General features: G+C 69.2%; 22 protein-coding genes and 1 tRNA gene. 12 read left to right on the top strand and 11 right to left on the bottom strand.

Features of this window, described 5'->3' with window-relative positions; genetic code table 11:
* Window positions 1–14 precede the first annotated feature (14 nt).
* Complete coding sequence (locus tag ON26_RS22490) at window positions 15–1,547, top strand: amino acid permease (protein ID WP_051027369.1); 1,533 nt, start codon at window positions 15–17, stop codon at window positions 1,545–1,547.
* A gap of 169 nt (window positions 1,548–1,716) precedes the next feature.
* A tRNA-Leu gene (locus ON26_RS22485) sits at window positions 1,717–1,790 on the top strand.
* 127 nt (window positions 1,791–1,917) lie between these two features.
* On the opposite strand, the gene ON26_RS22480 is transcribed toward ON26_RS22485, so the two are convergent.
* A complete protein-coding gene (locus tag ON26_RS22480; protein ID WP_040798232.1) occupies window positions 1,918–2,343 on the bottom strand; it encodes a nitroreductase/quinone reductase family protein in 426 nt (141 codons plus the stop codon).
* Between the two features lie 71 nt (window positions 2,344–2,414).
* Here ON26_RS22480 and ON26_RS22475 point away from each other — a divergent pair, with 71 nt between their 5' ends.
* Window positions 2,415–3,668: a serine hydrolase gene (locus ON26_RS22475; RefSeq protein WP_040798296.1), complete on the top strand. Its 1,254-nt coding sequence runs from the start codon at window positions 2,415–2,417 to the stop codon at window positions 3,666–3,668.
* Window positions 3,669–3,678: 10 nt separating this feature from the next.
* Here the strand turns inward: ON26_RS22475 and ON26_RS22470 are convergent, their stop codons facing one another.
* From ON26_RS22470 to ON26_RS22455, 4 genes are all read right to left on the bottom strand, one after another.
* Window positions 3,679–4,938 (bottom strand): serine hydrolase domain-containing protein, encoded by a 1,260-nt coding sequence (locus tag ON26_RS22470; protein WP_083884291.1) that lies wholly within the window; start codon window positions 4,936–4,938, stop codon window positions 3,679–3,681.
* 148 nt (window positions 4,939–5,086) lie between these two features.
* Window positions 5,087–6,307, bottom strand: coding sequence for an MFS transporter (locus ON26_RS22465; protein ID WP_083884290.1), 1,221 nt, complete (start codon window positions 6,305–6,307; stop codon window positions 5,087–5,089).
* Entirely contained in the window at window positions 6,307–6,966 is a 660-nt protein-coding gene (locus ON26_RS22460) for a GntR family transcriptional regulator (RefSeq protein ID WP_040798227.1), read from the bottom strand. The genes ON26_RS22465 and ON26_RS22460 overlap by 1 nt, the downstream gene beginning before the upstream one ends.
* 58 nt (window positions 6,967–7,024) lie before the next feature.
* A complete protein-coding gene (locus ON26_RS22455) occupies window positions 7,025–7,252 on the bottom strand; it encodes a DUF6480 family protein (RefSeq protein WP_040798226.1) in 228 nt (75 codons plus the stop codon).
* Between the two features lie 330 nt (window positions 7,253–7,582).
* Here ON26_RS22455 and ON26_RS22450 point away from each other — a divergent pair, with 330 nt between their 5' ends.
* Window positions 7,583–8,044: a hypothetical protein gene (locus tag ON26_RS22450; RefSeq protein ID WP_040798224.1), complete on the top strand. Its 462-nt coding sequence runs from the start codon at window positions 7,583–7,585 to the stop codon at window positions 8,042–8,044.
* 73 nt (window positions 8,045–8,117) lie between these two features.
* Here the strand turns inward: ON26_RS22450 and ON26_RS22445 are convergent, their stop codons facing one another.
* The gene (locus ON26_RS22445) at window positions 8,118–8,651 is read right to left on the bottom strand and encodes an Rv2240c family protein (RefSeq protein WP_040798223.1); all 534 of its coding nucleotides are present in this window, start codon (window positions 8,649–8,651) and stop codon (window positions 8,118–8,120) included.
* A gap of 153 nt (window positions 8,652–8,804) precedes the next feature.
* The gene (locus ON26_RS22440) at window positions 8,805–9,407 is read right to left on the bottom strand and encodes an AMIN-like domain-containing (lipo)protein (protein ID WP_040798222.1); all 603 of its coding nucleotides are present in this window, start codon (window positions 9,405–9,407) and stop codon (window positions 8,805–8,807) included.
* 73 nt (window positions 9,408–9,480) lie between these two features.
* Between ON26_RS22440 and ON26_RS22435 the strand changes: the two genes are divergently transcribed.
* Complete coding sequence (locus tag ON26_RS22435; protein ID WP_040798221.1) at window positions 9,481–10,632, top strand: methyltransferase; 1,152 nt, start codon at window positions 9,481–9,483, stop codon at window positions 10,630–10,632.
* 129 nt (window positions 10,633–10,761) lie between these two features.
* Entirely contained in the window at window positions 10,762–11,637 is an 876-nt protein-coding gene (locus tag ON26_RS22430) for a Bax inhibitor-1/YccA family protein (RefSeq protein WP_040798295.1), read from the top strand.
* A 104-nt stretch (window positions 11,638–11,741) separates the two neighbouring features.
* On the opposite strand, the gene ON26_RS22425 is transcribed toward ON26_RS22430, so the two are convergent.
* Both ON26_RS22425 and ON26_RS22420 read right to left on the bottom strand, forming a co-directional pair.
* Entirely contained in the window at window positions 11,742–12,962 is a 1,221-nt protein-coding gene (locus ON26_RS22425; protein WP_040798220.1) for an acetyl-CoA C-acetyltransferase, read from the bottom strand.
* A 179-nt stretch (window positions 12,963–13,141) separates the two neighbouring features.
* On the bottom strand, window positions 13,142–13,603 hold the full coding sequence (locus tag ON26_RS22420) for a hypothetical protein (RefSeq protein ID WP_040798219.1): 462 nt from the start codon (window positions 13,601–13,603) through the stop codon (window positions 13,142–13,144).
* A 73-nt stretch (window positions 13,604–13,676) separates the two neighbouring features.
* On the opposite strand from ON26_RS22420, the gene ON26_RS22415 reads away from it, so the two are divergent.
* Together ON26_RS22415 and ON26_RS22410 are read left to right on the top strand one after the other, a co-directional pair.
* A complete protein-coding gene (locus ON26_RS22415; RefSeq protein WP_040798218.1) occupies window positions 13,677–15,065 on the top strand; it encodes a cystathionine beta-synthase in 1,389 nt (462 codons plus the stop codon).
* A gap of 309 nt (window positions 15,066–15,374) precedes the next feature.
* Window positions 15,375–16,520: a cystathionine gamma-synthase gene (locus ON26_RS22410; RefSeq protein ID WP_040798217.1), complete on the top strand. Its 1,146-nt coding sequence runs from the start codon at window positions 15,375–15,377 to the stop codon at window positions 16,518–16,520.
* Between the two features lie 83 nt (window positions 16,521–16,603).
* Here the strand turns inward: ON26_RS22410 and greA are convergent, their stop codons facing one another.
* Together greA and ON26_RS22400 are read right to left on the bottom strand one after the other, a co-directional pair.
* A complete protein-coding gene (gene greA, locus ON26_RS22405; protein ID WP_040798294.1) occupies window positions 16,604–17,098 on the bottom strand; it encodes a transcription elongation factor GreA in 495 nt (164 codons plus the stop codon).
* Window positions 17,099–17,488: 390 nt separating this feature from the next.
* Window positions 17,489–17,929 carry a DUF4307 domain-containing protein gene (locus tag ON26_RS22400; RefSeq protein WP_040798216.1) on the bottom strand — a complete coding sequence of 147 codons (441 nt, stop codon included), beginning with the start codon at window positions 17,927–17,929 and terminating at the stop codon, window positions 17,489–17,491.
* Between the two features lie 121 nt (window positions 17,930–18,050).
* On the opposite strand from ON26_RS22400, the gene mca reads away from it, so the two are divergent.
* The 4 genes from mca to ON26_RS22380 form a co-directional block, all read left to right on the top strand.
* A complete protein-coding gene (gene mca, locus ON26_RS22395) occupies window positions 18,051–18,920 on the top strand; it encodes a mycothiol conjugate amidase Mca (protein ID WP_040798215.1) in 870 nt (289 codons plus the stop codon).
* The gene (locus tag ON26_RS22390; RefSeq protein ID WP_040798214.1) at window positions 18,917–19,201 is read left to right on the top strand and encodes a hypothetical protein; all 285 of its coding nucleotides are present in this window, start codon (window positions 18,917–18,919) and stop codon (window positions 19,199–19,201) included. The genes mca and ON26_RS22390 overlap by 4 nt, the downstream gene beginning before the upstream one ends.
* A gap of 182 nt (window positions 19,202–19,383) precedes the next feature.
* The gene (locus tag ON26_RS22385) at window positions 19,384–19,947 is read left to right on the top strand and encodes a TIGR03086 family metal-binding protein (RefSeq protein ID WP_040798213.1); all 564 of its coding nucleotides are present in this window, start codon (window positions 19,384–19,386) and stop codon (window positions 19,945–19,947) included.
* Between the two features lie 84 nt (window positions 19,948–20,031).
* Window positions 20,032–21,039, top strand: a 1,008-nt coding sequence (locus ON26_RS22380) for a thioredoxin domain-containing protein (RefSeq protein ID WP_174375432.1), incomplete at its 3' end; no start/stop codon positions are given.

Below are 21,039 nucleotides of genomic sequence, written 5' to 3'. Positions count from 1 at the left end.
TGAGGAGTGAGCAGATGTCGAGCCCGAGCGCAGGGAGCCCGAACCAGGGAAGTGTGGTCAACAGACTGCGTGTGAAATCGGTGGAGCAATCGATCCGTGACACCGACGAGCCCGATTCCAAACTGCGCAAGGATCTCACCGCCTGGGACCTGACCATCTTCGGCGTCGCCGTCGTGGTCGGCGCGGGCATCTTCACCCTCACCGCCCGCACCGCGGGCAATGTCGCGGGCCCCTCGGTATCGCTGGCCTTCGTCTTCGCCGCCATCGCCTGCGGCCTGACCGCCCTGTGCTACGCCGAATTCGCCTCGACCGTCCCCGTGGCAGGCAGCGCCTACACGTTCTCCTACGCCACCTTCGGCGAATTCGTCGCCTGGATCATCGGCTGGGATCTGATCCTGGAATTCGCCCTCGCCGTCTCGGTGGTCGCCAAGGGCTGGTCGCAGTATCTCGGCTCGGTCCTCGGCGGCATCTCCACCACCGTCCACCTCGGCGTGCTCCATTTCGACTGGGGCGCAGTGCTTCTCATCGCCGCGCTGTGTGTGCTGCTGGCCGTCGGCACCAAGATCTCCTCGCGCGTCTCGGCCCTCGCGGTGGCCATCAAGCTCGGTGTGATCGCCCTGGTCATCGCCGTCGGCATCGCCTACTTCGACGCCGACAACCTCTCCCCGTACATCCCGCCCTCCGAGCCGGGCGAGGGCGACACCGGCATCCACCAGTCGCTGTTCTCCTGGCTCACCGGCGCGGGCAACAGCACCTTCGGCTGGTACGGCCTGCTCGCCGCCGCCAGCCTGGTCTTCTTCGCCTTCATCGGCTTCGACGTGGTGGCCACCACCGCGGAGGAGACCAAGAACCCGCAGCGCGACGTCCCCCGCGGCATTCTCGGCTCACTCGCCATCGTCACCGTCCTCTACGTCGCCGTCTCCCTGATCCTGACCGGCATGGTGTCCTACAAAGAGCTCCAGGGCACCGACGCGACCCTGGCCACCGCGTTCGCCCTGAACGGCGTCACCTGGGCCGAGAAGATCATCTCCGTCGGCGCGCTGGCCGGCCTGACCACCGTCGTCATGGTGCTCTACCTCGGCCAGACCCGCGTGCTGTTCGCGATGTCGCGCGACGGCCTGCTCCCGCGCAAGCTCGCCCGCACCGGAACGCACGGCACGCCGGTGCGCCTGACGATCATGGTCGGCATCGCCTGCGCGATCCTGGCCGGTTTCGTCGACATGGGCGCGCTCGAGGAGATGGTCAATATCGGCACGCTGTTCGCCTTCGTTCTCGTCGCGATGGGCGTGGTCATCCTGCGCCGTACCCGACCCGACCTGCCCCGCGGCTTCCGCGTTCCCTGGGTGCCGCTGGTCCCGGTCCTTGCCGTGTCGGCCTGCCTGTGGCTGATGGTCAATCTCTCCATCGAGACCTGGATCCGCTTCCTCGTCTGGATGGCGCTCGGCCTGATCGTCTACGGCACCTATAGTCGCCGCCACTCACTGCTCGGCAAGGAACTGGCCGAGACCGCCGCGGAGGGCGTGGAACTGCGCAAAGACCCCGCCTGACCGGACGCCGCGGGCCGGTCGCCTGCCGGGATTTCGGCCGAGGCCGCGTCACCGCCGACGCGGCCTCGGACGCTCCCGCCGAACAGATCGAGACCCGCCTGAATGTCAATCGGCCCTAGAAGCGTGCCCGTTCCCAGTACGCTCGTACGGCTGGGTACTCTGGCCCCACGCCCCTATAGCCCAATTGGCAGAGGCAGCAGACTTAAAATCTGCACAGTGTCGGTTCGAGTCCGACTGGGGGCACCGAATTCTGCGCCCCGCCCTGTCGACTCGGACCTGTCGTACGGAGCCCGGCCGACCGAATTCCGCCCAGCCGGGGACTCCCTTATCCCTGGTCGGTCGTTTCGCGCGACGATCGACGTGCCCGCGGCTAGGGCTTCAGCAGCACCAGCGGAATCTCGCGCGTGGTCTTGCGCTGGTAGCCGGCGTAGCCGCGGAATGCGGCGACGACCTTCGGCCAGAGTTCGGCGCGTTCCTCCGGGGTCGCGATGTGGGCGGTCATCGTCGTGCGCGGGCCTTGCTGGACCGACACCTCGACGGTGGGGTTGTCGCGCAGGTTGAGGAACCAGGCGGGGTGGACGGCATCTCCGCCGCGGGAGGCCACCACGACGAAGGTGTCGCCGTCGACGACGGGGGCGGTGAGCAGGACGCTGTGGGGGCGGCCGGACTTGCGGCCGATGGTGGTGAGTTCGAGGGTGGGCATGCCGCCGAAGGTGCGGCCGACGCGTCCTCCGGTGAGGGTGAGCAGGGCGCGGTGGGCGGCGTTCTGGAGCTTCAGGATCCGGTCCGGAGGCATGGGGAAATCCTCGCGCAATCGGCGGGCCGAGTCGAGGGTGCAACGCCGGGCGCGTGATTATGCTGGCGGAAATGAGTGCTGAAGCTCCCACGCTGGTGCCGATCGCCGACGACCTGGATTCCGTGACCTGTGTCGGTCACGAGGACGACCCCGCCGACGCCGGGGTGAGCCGGGCCGACGTGGACGCGGTGTGGGCCTTCGTGCAGGACTGGTACCGGATGGGCACATCGCCCGCGATCCAGGTGTGTTTGCGGCGCAGCGGCGCGGTCGTGCTGAACCGGGCGATCGGGCACGGGTGGGGGAACGCGCCGAAGGACGGGCCCGATGCCGTGAAGGTGCCGGTGACGACGGAGTCGCCGTTCTGCGGATTCTCGACCGCCAAAGGTGTGTCGGCGGCGATCATGGCGATGCTGATCGAGGCCGGGGCGTTCGCGGCCACGGACCCGGTGGCGCAGTACATCCCCGGGTTCGAGGCGCACGGCAAAGGGCGCATCACCATCGGTGACGTGCTGACGCACTCGGCGGGCGTGCCGTTCGTGACGCCGCCCTATCGGGGGGCGGAGCTGGTCGTCGACGAGGAACTGGCCTTGCGGGGACTGGTGGATCTGAAGCCGAGCTGGCCGCCGGGACGGTTCCGCGTGTATCACGCGCTGACCAGCGGATTGATTCAGCGGGCGGTGGTGCGGGCGGCCACCGGTCAGCGCATGCGCGAGCATCTGGCCGAGCGCGTGCTGCAACCGCTGGGGTTCCGCTGGAACAACTTCGGGGTGGCCGACGAGGACGTGGCGGCGGTGGTGCCGAGTGTGCGGACCGGGCCGCCCGCCACGAAGGTGTCGGCCTTCCTGGCGCGCAAGGCCCTCGGCGGCGGCATGGACGGGCGGGTGACCGGGGAGAAGCTGCGCGGCTTCCTCACCGCGGAACTGCCCTCGGGCAATCTGGTCACCACGGCCGCGGAACTGTCGCGGTTCTACGAAATCCTCGCGCGCGGAGGCGAACTCGACGGCGTGCGGATGCTGTCGGCCGAGGCCGTCCGGGCTGCGGTCCGCCCCGCGCCCCGGCTGCCCGGGGTGGCGGGCCGGGTGTCGTGCGCGGGCTACGAGCTGGGCGGGGCCCGCTCGAAGTTCGGCAGACACACCGAGGCGCATTTCGGGCGCAGCGGACTGACCACGCAGTACGGCTGGGCCGACCCGGCGCGCGGGCTCTCGGGAGCCTTCCTGACCAGCGGCAAGGCCAGGATCGACGGGGATCGGCCGAGGCGGTTGGTCGCGCTGGTCTCCGCGCGATTCGGTCCACTCGCCCCGGCCGACCGGGTCTTCGACCTCTGAACGCGCGGGCTCAGCCGTTCGGGCGCGGGGTGTAGCAGCCGAGGATCACGCAGCCGCTCGGCCAGTCGGCGAACGGTGGGGGCAGCGGCTTGCCGAGGCAGACCACCGGATCGCAGCCGGGGTAGGCGTAGGGGCCGAGGCCGAGGGCGGCGAAGGTGGCGGTCGGATCGGTCATGCGCGGATCCGACAGGCTGACGTCGGGAGCGGGCACGTAGTCGCCGGGATCGGGCAGCACCGGATCACGGAAGGCGGCGGCGATGGCGCGTACCGAATCGTGCGGGTAGCTGACCGCGCTGCCGGGGATGGTGACGCCGGTCCAGCTCAGCACCATGCCGAGGCTGGGAACGATGTAGTTGTCCTGGCGCAGCATGCCCGACATCTTCAGCGAATCCTTGGGCAGGCCGGCGAACTCGGACTCGCACTGTTCGCCGTTGACCACGAACAGGAATCCCCAGCAGCTCATCGAGGGGGAGGGCTGGGCGGCCGCGGTCAGATACTCGGAGGAGACGATCTGCCGGTCGCCCCAACGGCCCCGGTCGGCCACCAGCAGGCCCACTTTGGCGAAGTCGTCGGGCGACAGCAGCAGGTGGGCGTGACCGTAGGTGTTGCCGCTGCGGTCACGCGCCCAGTGGTAGGTGGCGGGGTCGATGCCCAGCGGGCCGAACAGCTCCCGTTGGGCGAAGCTCTGCAGGTCTTCGCCGACCGCCCGGGAGATCACGTAGGCGAGCAGATCGACGCCGCGCTGGCTGTAGCCGTACGTGGTGCCCTGCTCGTGCACGACCGGGGTGCCCAGCGCCTGGGCGACGACATTGGAATCCAGGCCGGTGATGCCGGTGATGCCCTCGGACAGCACCGCGACATCCATCCCCGAGGATTCGGTGAGCATGTTGCGGACCAGGATCTGCCGGTGCGCGGCACTGCCCATGCCCTCGGGCAGGTAGGCCCCGATCGGGGTCTCCAGGCCGAGCTTGCCCTGGTCGATCGCGATGCCCGCGATCAGCGAGAGCACGCTCTTGGTGGCGCTCCACAGATTCCACGGCAGGTCGGCCGAACGGTCGTTGCCCGCGCCCGTCGCGACCAGGCAGTTGTTGCGGAAGAGCTTGATGTTCAATCGCGTCGGATTGTCGATGGCGGCCATCGCCCTGGCGAGGGCGGCCGAGTCGATGCCGACTTCTTCCGGCGTCGCGGTCTCGAATTCCCGGTCCTGCGGCGGCGCGCAGTGCCTCAGGCCCTCGGCGCGAGCGGGCGCGGCGGTGCCACCGATGCCCATGGAAGTACCGGCTAGCGCTATGGCGACGCCTGTGATAGCCAGGGCCGCAATGGATTTCACTGATCGCATGCGTTCGCTTCACCCCTCGGTTCGGTCGGTCGACCATCACATCGGGGCAGGGCGGACGACGTTACGAAACGAGCACGATTCAGTCCCGGTAGTTGCGCAGGACCACCGGTAGGCAGCAGGCCGCGACGGCCGCGAGCGCCAGATACATGACGGGATAACCGAGGCCGAATCGTTCGGTCAGGAACGACAGCAGGGCGGGCAGGCCGAAGCCCAGATAGGCGAGCGAGTAGAAGACCGCGGTGAGTCCCGCCAGATCGCGCGGGCCCGCCATCCGGTCGACCTCCTGCAGACCCGCGACCAGCGTGATGCCGTAGGCGGCGCCGAGCACGACCGTGGTGAGAATCGCGGCCCACAGGGTGAGCGTGCCGAAGGTGAACGCGGCCACCAGCAGACCGACGGTCACCAGGAGCAGGCCGACCGCCGAGGCGCGGGCCGTGCCGGGCCGGTCGATCCGCCTGGCCGCGGACTGGATGGCGAAACCGCAGCCCAGCGTGATGACGGTGAGCAGAGCGGAGAAGGCGATCGGCGCGCCGGGGACCTGCTCGGCCATCGAGCTCGGCAGCACCGCGTAGGCGGTGGCGCTGCACGCGAAAACCCAGACCGCGGTGGGCAGCACGACCTTTCGGAAGCGCGGCTCGCGCAGGCCGGGAATCTTCAGGTCGTCCCGCAGACGGCCCAGGCCCTGCTGCCTGACGACGGTCTCCGGGGCGTCGGCGATCCAGGCGGCCGCGCCCAGGCACAGGGTCACATTGACCAGGTAGGGAAGCACGTCCGGCAACGGACCCCACTGCGCGAGCACGCCCGCGACCCCCGCGCCGATGGCGAAGCCGCCGGTCAGGCTCATGGCCGAGCGCCGAGGTCCGCGTCCGGGCTCGGAGAGTTCCTTCAGCCAGCTGCCGCCCACGGCCATCGCCAGCCCGAGCGCCACGCCGGAGAGCACCCGGCCCACGCCGAGCAACGGCACCGAATCGGCGCCGCAGGCCAGCAACAGCGAAGCGGTCGCCGCGATCAGCGGAGCGGGCAGCAGCAGGGCGCGTCTGCCGAAACGGTCCGAGAGCGGGCCGCCGATCAACAGGGCGGGCACGATGCCCAGCACGTAGTAGAACAACAGCAGGTCGACGGCGGTGCCGGGCAGGCCGTCGTTCTTGTACATCACCAGCAGCGGCGTGAATTCGTTGCCGCCCCAGGCGATCGCGAACACCGCGGCGGCCACGCCCCACCAGGCCCGTCGATGGGCCTGCGGGGTGGCGTAGCGGGTGGGGGCGTGAGTGGTCGTCGCCCGAGTGGTCGTCGAGGTCATCACAGGCCCCGTAGCTCCAGTTGGTGCACGCCGGCGAAGTGCTCGACGAGTGCGGCGGCGAAACCGTCGGCGTCGCGATCGGCGATCAGGCCGGCGAGGTGGACGTGCTGTTCGATGATCTGCGCGATATCGAGGGGACCGCGGCGCAGCGCGAGGCTGTTCATCCGGCGCTGGCGTTCGCGCAGCGAGTCGTAGAAGTCGGTGAGCAGGGGATTGCCGCCTGCGGCGACGTACCTACGGTGGAAATCGGTATCGGCCAGCGCGAAGGTTTCCAGATCGCCCGCCTCGGCCAGCTCGCGTTGCCTGGCGATATCGGCGGCGAGTTCCGTGGTCAGCGCGGCGGGATCGCTCGCGGTGACGGCCCGCACGGCGGCGGTCTCCACGACGTAGCGGGCGTGGGCGACGTGCTCGGCCTCGTCCGGCGGCACCGGCACGACGAGTGCGCCGCGCTTGGGGTAGAGCTTCATCCACCCCTCGGTCTCGAGACGCAGGAACGCCTCCCGGACCGGGGTGCGCGAGGTCCCCAACTCGGCCGCGATCTCGCCCTCGCTGATCAGCTCGCCACCGGTCAGGCCGCCGGAGAGAATGCGCTCCTTGACCGCCCGGTAGGCCGATTCAGCCGATGAATACGTCTTAGACACAAGTTGTATCTTAGACATGCTGCGCCGTGGCCGACCGGTGAGGTCGTCCACGCATGGCGGGGAACTTCGCGCGGGGTCAGAACATCGTGACGATGACCGCGATGGCCACGATCAAGAACACCACGGCCAGGATGACGATCACCGCGACGGCGCCGATGCCGGTCGGCGGGAAGTTGTTCCTGGTACGCGGCTCCGGCGCGGACAGCCCCGAGGTCTGCGGGGTGTCCGGCGGAGTGGAGCCGGGCGCGACGCCGCCGCCCGCTTCGAGGTCGGGAGTGCGGTTCGGATCAGGATCCATCGACATGGCTCACCTCCCGTCGTTGCCGGGAACCTCCGGTGTGCCCGGATTGTCGCTACGCCCTCGGCCTTTGCGATACAGGATCACCGCGCCCACCAGCACGGCGATTCCGATGATCACGAGTATTTCCATGACCGGCGCTTACCCCGGTTCGACCGGGCCAATCCGTGCGCCGGGATTGTGCCGGATCCCGGCGGCTGTGCGGTCCGGCTGGGGATCATCCCATTGATGGGACAACCTGTTGTCCTGCTACGCCGATCCGGTCACGATCGGGTCGTGACCGGTGTATGTGTTACAGGTCACTCTCCGGTCGAGCGAATGTGAAGGTGAAATTCGATGGCGGTGCGGCACAGCTACCTGACCTACCGGGATACCTACGGATTCCCGGTCTCTCTGGCGGGACGTCAGGTGATGCTCCGGGTGGGCGCGGTCGGGGTGGTCGTGCTGCCCGACGCGCTGGGCGCGGTCGTGCAGAACCAGTTACAACCCGAGCAACTGGCCGGGCCGGTGTTCACCGACCCCAGGGCGGGCCGCTGGTTCTTCCTGCTCGACGGCCTGCCGGTCGTCGCGCCCGCGCACCACGTGCTGCTGACCGACGCCGGCGCACGCATCCTCGCCCGGGACGAGGAGGTCGCGCTGCCCCTGCTCAGCGAGGCGAGCGCGGCTCCGGGCGACGAGCGGCGCTGGCTGTGGCCGCCGGGCTACGAGCTGCCCCAACCCGCGCCGTTCGTCACCGAATTGCTGGCCGCGGCACGGCGATTCGACCTGCGTGAGCGGGCGCGGGCACTGAGCTGGTGAGGGGGGACCGGCCGCCCGGCGTCTGCCCCGGGCGCCCGGCGTCTGCCCCGGGCGCCCGGCGGTGGGTGCGTGATCAGTAGGCGAGGCAGGCTTCGCGGGCGCTGTCCTTGGTGGCGTTGAACTTGTCGATCGCGGCGTTGAGGGTGTCCACGTCCGCGCGCCGCTCCAGCGTGTCGGCCAGGGCATTGGTGTCGTCGCGATAGGCGCGCAGGCGGTCGGCGACGGCGGCGGGCACGTCGCGGGTGATCTTGGCTTCGACCGCGCTCGCGCCCGCGCGCAACTGGGTGACCGCGGCGTTGGCCTTCGGCTCCTGGTCGGGGGCGTTGTTGTTGCTGGCCTCGATGTAGATGTTGAAGGTGTCCACCGCCGTCTCGTTGCTGTCGGCGAAGGTGTCACAGGCGGTGCTCGCGGCCCGCTCGATGGCGGCCGCCCGCGAGGAGGACGCGGCCGCCGACGACGCGGCGACCTCGGAGACGTAGGCGGCCACCTCGGACGGATCCGCGTCGGCCTTGCCCGAGATCTGGTTGGAGCACGCCCCGACGAGCGCCAACCCGCTCACGGTTGCCACGACCGTCGCGACCAACCCCATGCGTTCGAGTCGTCGCATGTCTGATCCGCCCTTCTGTTCGTTCTCCCCCGTCAGGGATCCGGTGCGGCGCCGGACCTTCCGAAAGTACTCGCAGCCCGGCCGGTCGGCAGCACCCGAAGGCGGAACCGATCATGAACCGATATCGAGGGCGCCCCGTCGAAGAACCCCCGCTCAGGAGGTGGCGATATCGACGACCAGGCGAGTCGGGTTGCTCAGCGTGGTGACGGAGAAGGCCGGTTGTTCGCCCGTCACGCCGATGAACGACTGGCTGACGCCTTCGAACACCAGGGGAGTGGAGACCCCGGTGATGCCGGGGACGGCGGGATCGGTGAGCGGATCGGGGCCGGCATAGGGGGTCACCCCGGAGTCGAACGGATACGCCGAGCCGGTGATGCGGACTTCGAGCACGGAATCACCCGCGATGTCGAGTTCGCGCCCGCTGCCGTCCTGCACCGCCCGTTCGGTGTAGCCGACGATCCAGCCGGGCGTTCCCGAGCCGCCGAGATCGTAGACGACCCGATCGAAACCGTCGTGACTGCCGATGCGGACGCCGGTCACGGTCAGGCCCGCATCGGCGGAGGCCTCGCCGCGCTTGGGTCCGGCATCGGCGGGCGCGGGCGCGGGGGATTCGAGCAGGTGGGCCACGGCCGTGGTCGACGAGGCCGCCGACGTCCTCGGCTCGGCGCCCGGCTGGGCGTCATCGCAACCGGTCAGCACCCCACAGGTCAGGGTTGCCGCCGCTACCGTCACCAGCACAGCCGTCTTGTTACGCATGGGGCCGATGGTAATGCGCTGCGCCCCGGGGGCGGTCGATATCGCACGGCAACGATCGAGCACACTTGACCTCGTGCACGATGTCGAGGATGTTCTCGCCCGCCTGCGACGTTTCCCGGACGTGGAGGCGCTCAACCTCTTTGCCGTCGACGCCGCCGACCGGCTGATCCTGGATGCCGCCGCCGAGGTCGTGGACGCGACCACGGACGGGCGTGTCGCGGTGATCGGCGACGCCTACGGGGCGCTCACTCTCGGGTTGATCGCGCGCCACGACCTCCGCGCGGTGCGGGTCCATCAGGATCTGCTCACCGGGGAACTGGCGCTGGCCAACAACGCCCGCACCCTCGGACTGAGCGACCGCTACACCGCTCATCCGCTCACCGGTGAACTGCTCGACGGCGTCCGAGTGGTGCTGATGCGCCTGCCGCGCGCGCTGTCCGGCCTCGCCGAGGTCGCCGAGGCCATCGCCCGCCACGCCGACCCGGAGGTGCTGGTGATCGCGGGCGGACGCGACAAATACCTGACCAAGACGATGAACGACGTTCTGGCCCAATCGTTCTGCGAGGTCACCGCCAGCCGCGGCAGGCAGAAGTCCCGCACCTTGACGGTGCGCGGCCCGAAACCGTTGAGGGAGCCGCAGTTCCCGGTCCGTGAGCATCTGGACGAACTCGACCTCGAGGTGATCGCGCACGGCGCCGCGTTCTCCGGCGCCAGCCTCGACATCGGCACCCGCTTCCTGCTCGATCATCTCAAGCTGATGAAGCCCGACGCCCGCGAGGCCATCGACCTCGGGTGCGGCACCGGGATCCTGGCGGTGGCGCTGGCGCGCTCGCGGCCGGGCATCCGGGTGGTCGGCACCGACCAGTCCGCCGCCGCGGTCGCCTCCGCCGCGGCCACGGCCGCCGCCAACGGGGTCGCCGACAGGGTGAGCGTGCTGCGCGACGACGCGATGTCCTCGCTGCCGGACAACAGCGCCGATCTGGTGCTGTGTAATCCGCCGTTCCACGTCGGCGCGGCGGTGCACACCGGATCCGCTATCAAGATGTTCTGTGAAACGGGTCGCGTTCTGCGGCCGGGCGGAGAATTGTGGACCGTGTACAACACGCACCTGAATTACCGGGGCGTAGTGGAGCGGATGGTGGGTCACACCGACGTCGTCGGTCGAAACAAGAAGTTCACGGTCACTCGGTCGGTGCGCGGACTGCACGACGCGAGACCCCGGTAGAGTCCGAATTGTCTGCCTTGTGGATTCTGCGGAACTACTCGGCGGAGCCGTACGTTGAACGAGACAACAGTGGAGATCGAGCGTCAGGCTCGACACGACAGTCGCAACGACTCCAGAAAGGCACTGACGGTGCGCACATCAAGCAATCCGATCTTCAAGAACCTCCCGAAACAAGAGCAGGCGGGCGGTTACGCCAACTTCGGTTCGGGTGTGGCGGGTGCCGGGCAGTTCGGACAGCAGTTCGGTAGCCAGTACACCGATCAGTACGGCAGGCCGGCCCAGCCGTACCAGGAGATTCCGGCCACCACCCGGTCGATGACCATCGACGATGTGGTCACCAAGACCGGCATCACCCTCGGTGTGCTCACCCTGACGGCGATCGCGTCGTTCGCGCTGACCACGGTGAACCCCGGCCTCGGGACCCTGCTCGTCATCGTGGGCGCCCTGGTCGGCCTCGGCCTGGTGCTCGTGGCGAGCTTCGGCAACAAGATGGACAACCCCGCGATCGTGTTGTCCTACGCCGCTGCCGAAGGCCTGTTCCTCGGTGGTCTGTCATTCATGTTCACGAACGTGGAGTTCGGTGGAGTCGGCGGCAACCAGCTGATCGCGCAGGCCGTGCTCGGCACCTTCGGCGTGTTCGCGGGCATGCTCGTGGTCTACAAGACCGGCGCCATCCGGGTGACCCCGCGCTTCACCCGCATGCTCATCGGCGCGACCATCGGCGTCGCCGTCCTGATGCTGGGCAACCTGGTCGCCAGCTTCTTCACCTCCGACGGCACCGGCCTGGGTCTGCGTGACGGCAGCGGCCTGGCGATCGTGTTCAGCCTGGTCTGCATCGCCATCGCCGCGTTCAGCTTCCTGATCGACTTCGACGCCGCCGACCAGCTGATCCGCGCGGGCGCGCCGTCCAAGGCGGCCTGGGGCGTGGCGCTCGGCCTGACCGTCACCCTGGTCTGGCTGTACATCGAGATCCTGCGTCTGCTGACCTACCTGAACAGCGACTAGTAGTTCACCGCGACCGGTCCGACACCGGCACGGGAAAGGGCGGCCGCCGGAGAGATCCGGCGGCCGCCCTTCGTCGTTCACCCGGTGCGGGCGCTGTCAGCCGATCAGCTGAGGCGCTCCAGCACCATCGCCATGCCCTGGCCGCCGCCGACGCACATGGTCTCCACGCCGAACTGCTTGTCATGGGTCTGCAGATTGTTGATCAGCGTCGCGGTGATGCGCGCGCCGGTCATACCGAACGGGTGGCCGAGCGCGATCGCGCCGCCGGAGACGTTCAGCTTGTCCTCGTCGATCTTCAGCTCGCGGGCCGAGCCGAGCACCTGCACCGCGAACGCCTCGTTGATCTCGAACAGGTCGATGTCCGAGACGGTCTTGCCCGCGATCTTCAGCGCCTTGCGGACCGCCTCGATCGGGCCGAGGCCCATGATCTCCGGCGACAGGCCGGACACGCCGGTGGAGACGACGCGCGCCAGCGGGGTCAGGCCAAGTTCCTTGGCCTTGGTGTCGCTCATGATCACCAGGGCGGCGGCACCGTCGTTGAGCGGGCAGGCGTTACCCGCGGTGACCGTGCCGTCCGGCCGGAAGACCGGCTTGAGCTGCGAGATCTTCTCGTAGGTGGTGCCGGCGCGCGGCCCGTCGTCGGTGGCGACGACGGTGCCGTCGGGCAGGGTCACCGGGGTGATCTCCCGCTCGAAGAAACCGGACTCGATGGCCTCCTCGGCGCGATTCTGCGAGCGCACGCCCCAGTGGTCCTGGTCCTCGCGCGAGATGCCGGTGAGCTGGGCGACGTTCTCGGCGGTCTGCCCCATCGCGATGTAGATGTCGGGCAGTTCGCCCTTGTCGCGCGGGTCGGTCCAGGAGTCGGAACCGTCCCCGGCGCGCTCGACGGTGCGGGCCTCGGCCTCGGCGAAGGTCGGGTTGTGGGTGTCGGGCCAGCCGTCGGAGGTGCCCTTCGGGAAGCGCGAGACGGTCTCCACGCCCGCGGAGATGAACACATCGCCTTCGCCTGCCTTGATGGCGTGCAGCGCCATGCGGGTGGTCTGCAGCGACGAGGAACAGTAGCGGTTGAGGGTCACGCCGGGCAGGAAGTCGTAGCCGAGCCGGGTGGCGACGACCTTGGCCATGTTGAACCCGGCCTCACCCGCGGGCTGGCCGCAGCCGAGCATCAGATCGTCGATCTGGGTGGGGTCGAGCGCGGGAACCTTGTCCAGCGCGGCGCGGACCATCTGCGCGGCGAGGTCGTCCGGGCGCATGCTCACCAGAGATCCCTTGCCTGCGCGGCCGATGGGGGAGCGTGCGTACGAAACGATGACGGCCTCGGGCATGAGGACTCCTTTGTCTCGGAGCCCGCACGCTGGTCGCCGACCTGGGCGTGCGGTACTCGCGGGTACGGATCACCTCGAATCTACGTCGCATCCGCCCACGGGAGAACACCCGGCGCCGGCCGATCCCGCTCCGCGGGAAAACACCACCACCACCTGGACCTCCGCCGCGCCGGCATGACTCACGCGGGGACGGTGAACAGCCCCTTCGCGGGGACGCTCGGCGCGTCGGTGGTCACGGTGACCTCGACGCGGCCGGGGCCGGTGTCCTGGAACTGCGAGTACAGGATGCTGCCGTAGATACCCGTGACGACGATGTTGTCGAATACTCCCGTCGCGCCGGTGTCGAGATTGCGCCAGGCGACCGTGGTGCGCACCTCGCACAGCGGGGCGAACGGGTACATGCTGGAGCCGACCCCCGCGACCGGCTCCGCCCGGACGTTCAGCACCGCGCGGCCCGGCCAGTCGGGGCCGGTATCGGCCCAGCTCTGTACCGATGTCCAGCACAGCCCGCCTCTGGCCAGAGTGGGCACCTGCGGGAAAGCTATGGTGTCGGCCTGCGCCTGCGCGCCCGATCCGGCCACCGCGGCCGCCGCTGTCGCGGCGAGTACCGCGGCGACCCGGCGGAAGTGGGTCTGCCTCATGGCAGCCGATCCTAGGGCGCGAAAGAGGTGACGTGCGCGAACTCACACAGGGTGCTTCTGCAACGATGGGGCTATGCGCATCGCGGACCACGTAGTCGACCTCATCGGCAATACGCCTCTCGTCCGGCTGAACTCTGTCGTCGGACCGAACGCGGGACTGGTCGCCGCCAAGATCGAATATCTCAATCCGGGCGGCAGCTCCAAGGACCGGATCGCGGTCAAGATGATCGAGGCCGCCGAGAAGTCCGGCGAGCTGAAGGAGGGCGGCACCATCATCGAGCCGACTTCCGGCAACACCGGCGTCGGCCTGGCATTGGTCGCCCAGCAGCGCGGCTACAAGTGCGTGTTCGTCTGCCCCGACAAGGTGTCCGAGGACAAGCGCAACGTGCTGCGCGCCTACGGCGCCGAAGTGGTGGTCTGCCCGACGGCCGTCCCGCCGGATCATCCGGACAGCTACTACAGCGTCTCCGATCGCCTGGTCCGCGAGATCGAGGGCGGCTGGAAGCCGGATCAGTACTCCAACCCGGGCGGCCCGGAGAGCCACTACGAGACCACCGGCCCCGAGATCTGGCGCGACACCGAAGGCAAGATCACCCACTTCGTCGCGGGCGTGGGCACCGGCGGCACCATCACCGGCACCGGCCGCTACCTCAAGGAGGTCTCCGGCGGCAAGGTGAAGATCATCGGCGCCGATCCGGAGGGCTCGGTCTACTCCGGCGGCACCGGCAGGCCCTACCTGGTCGAGGGCGTCGGTGAGGACTTCTGGCCCTCGGCCTACGACCCCGCCATCCCGGACGAGATCATCGCGGTCTCGGATGCCGACTCCTTCGAGATGACCCGCAGGCTGGCCCGCGAGGAAGGCCTGCTGGTCGGCGGTTCCTGCGGCATGGCCGTGGTCGCCGCGATCGAGGTGGCCCGGCGCGATCCCGACGCGGTGGTCGTGGTGCTGCTGCCCGACGGCGGCCGCGGCTACCTGTCGAAGATCTTCAACGACCAGTGGATGAGCTCCTACGGCTTCCTGCGCACCCGCCTGGACGGCAGCCCGGAACCACTGGTCGGCGACGTGCTGCGGGGCAAGTCCGGCGAGCTGCCCGATCTGGTGCACACCCACCCGTCGGAGACGCTGCGCGATGCGATCGAGATCCTGCGCGAGTACGGCGTCTCGCAGATGCCCGTGGTCGGCGCGGAGCCGCCGGTCATGGCGGGCGAGGTGGCGGGCAGCGTCACCGAGCGCGATCTGCTCTCGGCGGTGTTCGAGGGGCGCGCCCAGCTCACCGACTCGGTCGCCCAGCACATGAGCCCGTCGTTCCCGCTGATCGGTTCGGGCGAGCCCATTTCGGCTGCCACCAAGGCGCTCTCGGACACCGACGCGCTGATGGTGGTCGAGGAGGGCAAGCCGGTGGGCGTCATCACCCGCCACGATCTGCTCGGTTTCCTCAGCACCGGCCATATCGGCCACTGACCCACCGGGGCCCGCGAATCCGCGCGGCTCGCGACGAACGTCCGTCACGGCAAACCCGTGGCGGACGTTCGTCGTCGCGGGCCGGCCGACCCGTGCGTCCGAAAGTCGCTCGCGGCGAGGACGATTCGCATACAATCCGCGCACCCCGGGCGTGGCGGCTCCGGCGCAGGTCGGGGGCGTGATCGGTCATTCGGGCCGAACTTCGCAGGTGGGGGCCGTCACAACAGGCGAGACGCGCGCCGGCACGGTAAGGTCACGGACCACCCTCCGGCGAAAAGTGCCCGAGACGCGCCCTCTACGCTGTCCCCTATGAGCGAGCTGGGATTCTCCACCAGGGCCGTGCACGCCGGGTTCGATCCCGATCCCCAGACCGGTGCGGTGAACGTGCCGATATATGCGAGCTCGACCTTCGCCCAGGACGGCGTGGGCGGCATGCGCGGCGGCTTCGAGTACGCCCGCACCGGCAACCCCACCCGTAGCGCGCTCGAGGCCAACCTCGCCGCGCTCGAGTCCGGTCGCTACGGTCGCGCCTTCGCCTCCGGCATGGCCGCCACCGACTGCGCGCTGCGCGCCACCCTGCGCCCCGGCGACCACATCGTCATCCCGGACGACGCCTACGGTGGCACCTTCCGCCTGATCGACAAGGTGTTCACCCAGTGGGGCATCGAGCACACCCCGGCCCACCTCGCCGATGTCGATGCCGTCCGGGCGGCAGTGCGCCCCAACACCAAGCTGGTCTGGGTCGAGACCCCGACCAATCCGCTGCTCACCATCGGCGACATCCCGGCGCTGGCCGAGGTCGCGCACACCGCGGGCGCGAAGCTGGTGGTGGACAACACCTTCGCCACCCCGTACCTGCAGCAGCCGCTGTTGCTCGGCGCCGACATCGTGGTGCACTCGACCACCAAGTACCTGGGCGGGCACTCCGATGTGGTCGGCGGCGCGCTGATCACCGACGACGCCGAACTCGACGCGGCCTTCGCCTTCCTGCAGAACGGCGCGGGCGCTGTGCCCGGCCCGTTCGACGCCTACCTGACCATGCGCGGCGCCAAGACGCTCGCGGTGCGGATGGAGCGGCACTGCGACAACGCCGAGGCGGTCGCCGAACTGCTCGCCGCGCACCCGGCCATCTCCCAGGTCATCTACCCCGGCCTGGCCGAGCATCCCGGTCACGGTGTGGCTGCCAAGCAGATGCGCCGCTTCGGCGGCATGATCTCGGTGCGGCTGCACGGCGGCAAGGACGCCGCGCTCGACTTCTGCTCGCGCACGAAGATCTTCACCCTGGCCGAATCGCTGGGCGGCGTGGAATCGCTGATCGAGCATCCCGGCGCCATGACCCACGCCTCGACCGCCGGATCGCAGCTGGAGGTTCCCGCCGATCTGGTCCGCCTGTCGGTCGGCATCGAAGATGTCAGCGATCTGCTCGCCGACATCGAGCAGGCGCTGGCGAAGTAGGAACCGTGCAGATGACGAAGCGGCCGCACTCGTATTCGAGTGCGGCCGCTCGCGTCTGTGCCGGGTTCTGTGGTGACTCGCGGTCAGCCGTGGTAGGGCTCCGCGCTCACCAGGGTCACCTTCATGATGTTGCCGTTGGGCAACGTGTACTCGCGGGTCTCGCCGACCTTCGCGTCGATAAGGGCACCGCCCAGCGGGGAGTTCGGGGAGTAGGTCTCGAGGTCGGAATGACCCAGACCCTCCTCGCGCGTCGCGATGAGGAAGGTCTCGGTGTCGCTCTCGTCACCGTCGTAGTAGACCTTGACGACCGAGCCGGGCAGTGCGACGCCGGACTTGGTCGGCGCGACGCCGACCTTGGCGTTGTTCAGCAGCTCCTGCAGCTGGCGAATGCGAGCTTCCTGCTGGCCCTGTTCCTCACGCGCGGCGTGGTATCCGCCGTTCTCCTTGAGGTCGCCTTCTTCGCGACGCTCGTTGATCTCCGCGGCGATGACCGGACGGTTGGCGATGAGCGCGTCGAGCTCGCTCTTGAGCCTGTCGTGCGATTCCTGGGTCAGCCAGGTCACATTCGTCTCGGTCATCTCGATCACTCCCTCGTAGTTGTTCCCGGCGAGCCGGGATTCCCTGAAACCGGCGCGCAACCCGTCCGAGGGCGGGCATGCACCAGCAGACGACAGACGCAGAAACCAGGGATCATGGCTTCGATGACCCCGGCGTGCGCGATCGGCCGGAAGAACCCGTGAAGATCCGGTGACCGCGCTGCGCCTGCCGCCAATGCAGCAAACACGGCTCCGAGGCACGGAACCGTGTATCCCGCTATTTTAGCATGATTCGCAAATATGCAGGTGAGAATATATTTTTGCCGCTCGGGGCGACATTTCGCGCCCTCGGGCACTGCCCCGGGCGTTCGCCGGGACGGTGTCGCTTCGCCCCGCCCGACAACGTCGATCGGGGTGCTGGGGTGGTGCGGATCAGTACGCGCGCAGATACTCCGGGACATTGGCGCTGCACCCGTAGACGCTGCCCGAGGACGGGCGCGATGAGGTACGGATCACGGTGGTCACCTCGACCGTGCCGTGCTCGGAACCGGTGATCAACACCTCACGCCTGCCCACCTCCACGGTATCGCGATCCATCGCCCGGACGAAGCACACCACGGCATGCTGCGGATCCGTGCGGGTCACTTTGAACCGCAGGGTGACCGTCGAGTCGTCGACGACCGTGTAGCCGAGTTCCTCGGCCTCGATCTCGGCCGGTCCGTACTTCTGAAAGCCCAGGTAGGCGACCCCGGCGCCGACCACGAGGACCACCAGCGCGATGAGGGGGATCAGCCACTTGGGCCGCCCTCCCGTCGTGGCGCCGTACCGGTCGGCGGGGCGCGCGCCGATGCCGTTCGGCATTGGATCGCTCATGACGGGTCGCTCCCGGGGGGTAGGTCGGAACAACGAAGACTCGAATGGAACTATAGGTAATGACGAGCCGACACCCGCGACCGAGAGCGACGGTGAACAAGACGTGAGTGGCCTTCGCCTCATGGCGGTGCACGCACACCCGGACGACGAATCCAGCAAGGGTGCCGCGACGACCGCGCGTTACGCCGACGAGGGACACGACGTCCTCGTCGTGTCGTTGACCGGCGGCGAACGCGGCAGCATCCTCAACCCGGCGATGGACACCCCGGGTGTGCTCGACCGCATCCACGAGATCCGCCGCGAGGAGATGGCCGCGGCCGCCCGCGCGCTCGGCGTCCAACACCGCTGGCTCGGATTCGTCGACTCCGGCCTGCCCGAGGGCGACCCGCTGCCCCCGCTGCCGGAGGGCTGCTTCGCGCTGGTCCCGCTCGAGGAGGCCACCGAGGCGCTGGTCCGGGTCGTGCGCGAGTTCAAGCCGCACGTCATGACCACCTACGACGAGACCGGCGGTTACCCGCACCCCGATCACATCGCCTGCCACAAGGTGTCGATCGCGGCGTTCGAGGCGGCCGGTGACCCGGATCGGTTCCCCGACGCCGGCGAGCCGTGGACCCCGCTCAAGCTCTACTACAGCCACGGATTCATCCTGCGCAGGCTGGAGGTCTTCGCCGAGGAGTTCGAGCGGCAGGGACAGCCGTTCCCGCTGCAGGACTGGCTGGATCAGAGCCGCAAGCGCGCGGGCGCCCGCGGCGGCGACATCATGGGCCGGGTCACCACCCAGATCGACTGCGGCAAGTACTTCCACCAGCGTGACGACGCCCTGCGCGCGCACGCCACCCAGATCGACCCGAACGGCGCGTTCTTCGCGATCCCGGTGGAACTCCAGCAGCGCCTGTGGCCTACCGAGGAATTCGAACTGGCCAAGACCAAGGTGCGCACAGCCATCCCGGAAACCGACCTGTTCGCAGGTATCGAGGAAGCACAGCAGTGATCGTCGAGTTACTCGCCCAGACCCCAGGGACCCCGACCGGCCCCGAATTCGGCAAGGCCTCACCTCTCGGCCTGGCCATCGTCCTCCTCCTGCTGGCGGGCACGTTCCTGCTGGTCCGCTCGATGAACCGGCACCTGAAGAACCTGCCGCCGACCTTCGAGCCCGAGCACCCCGAGCCCGACCAGGCGGCCGACGAGGGCACCGACCCGGGCGCGGTACCGCTCGAGAAGGATCTCGACGAGACCGGATCGGGAGCGCCCGACAAGAAGCGGACCGAATGAGTTCGCTGCCCTTCTGAGAATCCCGTGCGAGACAGCGGCCAGGGCTTTCGTCCTGGCCGCTGCCGTTTCGCCACCGCGTGCACGGAGCCGGCAGGCGGAGCGGGCACGAACGAGGTTGCGGGAGGGCGGCATTCGTCCGGAGCCCGTGTTTGAATGTTTACCCGAACGATCGAAGGACGCCCATGGACACTGTGCTCGGCCGGATCGACCGCGCTCTGGACACGACCGCCGCGATCGTCTCCGCGGTGGACGACGACCAGCTCACGGCGGCGACGCCGTGTGCGGACTGGGATGTGCGGACGGTGCTCAACCACCTGGTGGGCGGGATGCACGTCTTCGCCGCGAAGCTGAGTGGCAACGACTCCGGCGCGGGTAACGCCGAGGGCTGGCTCGGGTCGGATCCGCAGACCGCGTACGCCGCGGCCGCCGAGATCGATCGGGCGGCCTGGCGGCGGCCGGATGTGCCCACCGCGACGGTGCACCTCGGGATCGGCCCGGTGCCCGCGCCGGCGGCGGTGCAGATCCATCTGACCGAGATCGTGGTGCACGGGCTGGACCTGGCGCTGGCCATCGGCCGCGCGGATCTCATCGACGACGCGATGTGCGCGGAGTTGCTCGACACCATGCGCGGCTACGGCGGAATCGATGTCTATCGCGAGGCGGGCATGTTCGCCGCCGCGCTGCCGGTGGACGAGGACGCGCCCGGCCACCGCGCGCTGCTCGCCTACACCGGCCGCAAGTGGTGAACCCGCACCGCTGACCGCGGCGGATCGGATCCGGCGGGCGGTCGGTACGAGCACGCATCCCCTCCGGTGTGCAAGGCTGGGAGGGTGAACCGATTGCTCGGTGCGACCTCGCCCTATCTGCGTCAGCACGCGGACAACCCCGTGCACTGGTGGGAGTGGGAACCCGCAGCGCTGGCCGAAGCGCGTGCGCGCGATGTCCCGATCCTGCTGTCGGTCGGGTACGCCTCCTGCCACTGGTGCCATGTGATGGCGCACGAGTCCTTCGAGGACCCGGGCACCGCGGCGCTGATGAACGAGAACTTCGTGTGCGTGAAGGTCGATCGGGAGGAACGTCCCGACATCGACGCGGTGTACATGAACGCCACCGTCGCCATGACCGGGCAGGGCGGCTGGCCGATGACCTGCTTCCTGAGTCCGTCGGGCGAGCCGTTCTACTGCGGCACCTACTACCCGAAGACCGCGCGCGGCGGCATGCCGTCGTTCACCCAGTTGCTCACCGCTGTCGCCGATACCTGGCGCAACCGCCGTGACGAAGTGGATCGCGCGTCGGCGCAGGTGGTCGAGGCGCTGCGCGCGCAGAATGCCGGACTGCCCGAGGGGGAGCCGACGGTCGGCACCGAACTGCTCGACCACGCGGTCGCGGCGGTGCTGCGCGACGAGGACGCCGAGCACGGCGGCTTCGGCACCGCGCCCAAGTTCCCGCCCTCGGCGCTGCTGGAAGGCCTGTTGCGCAGCTGGGAGCGCACCGGAGATCCCGCGGTGTTCGGCGTGGTCAGCCGGACTGCCGAGGCGATGGCTCGCGGCGGCATCTACGACCAGTTGCGCGGCGGGTTCGCGCGGTACTCGGTCGATCCGGCCTGGGTGGTGCCGCATTTCGAGAAGATGCTCTACGACAACGCCCAATTGCTCCGGGCCTACGCCCATCTCGCGCGCCGGACCGACGCCGCGGCCACCGATCTGCCCGGCCGGGTCGCCCGGGAGACCGCGCGGTTCATCCTCGACGATCTGGGCACCGAGCACGGCGGATTCGCCTCCGCGCTGGACGCCGACACCCACCTGGAGCCCGACGGGCGGGGCGTGGAAGGCGCGACC

The organism is Nocardia higoensis NBRC 100133, assembly GCF_000308595.1.
Lineage (GTDB): Bacteria > Actinomycetota > Actinomycetes > Mycobacteriales > Mycobacteriaceae > Nocardia > Nocardia higoensis.
This window is presented reverse-complemented; position numbering and strand designations above follow the sequence as displayed.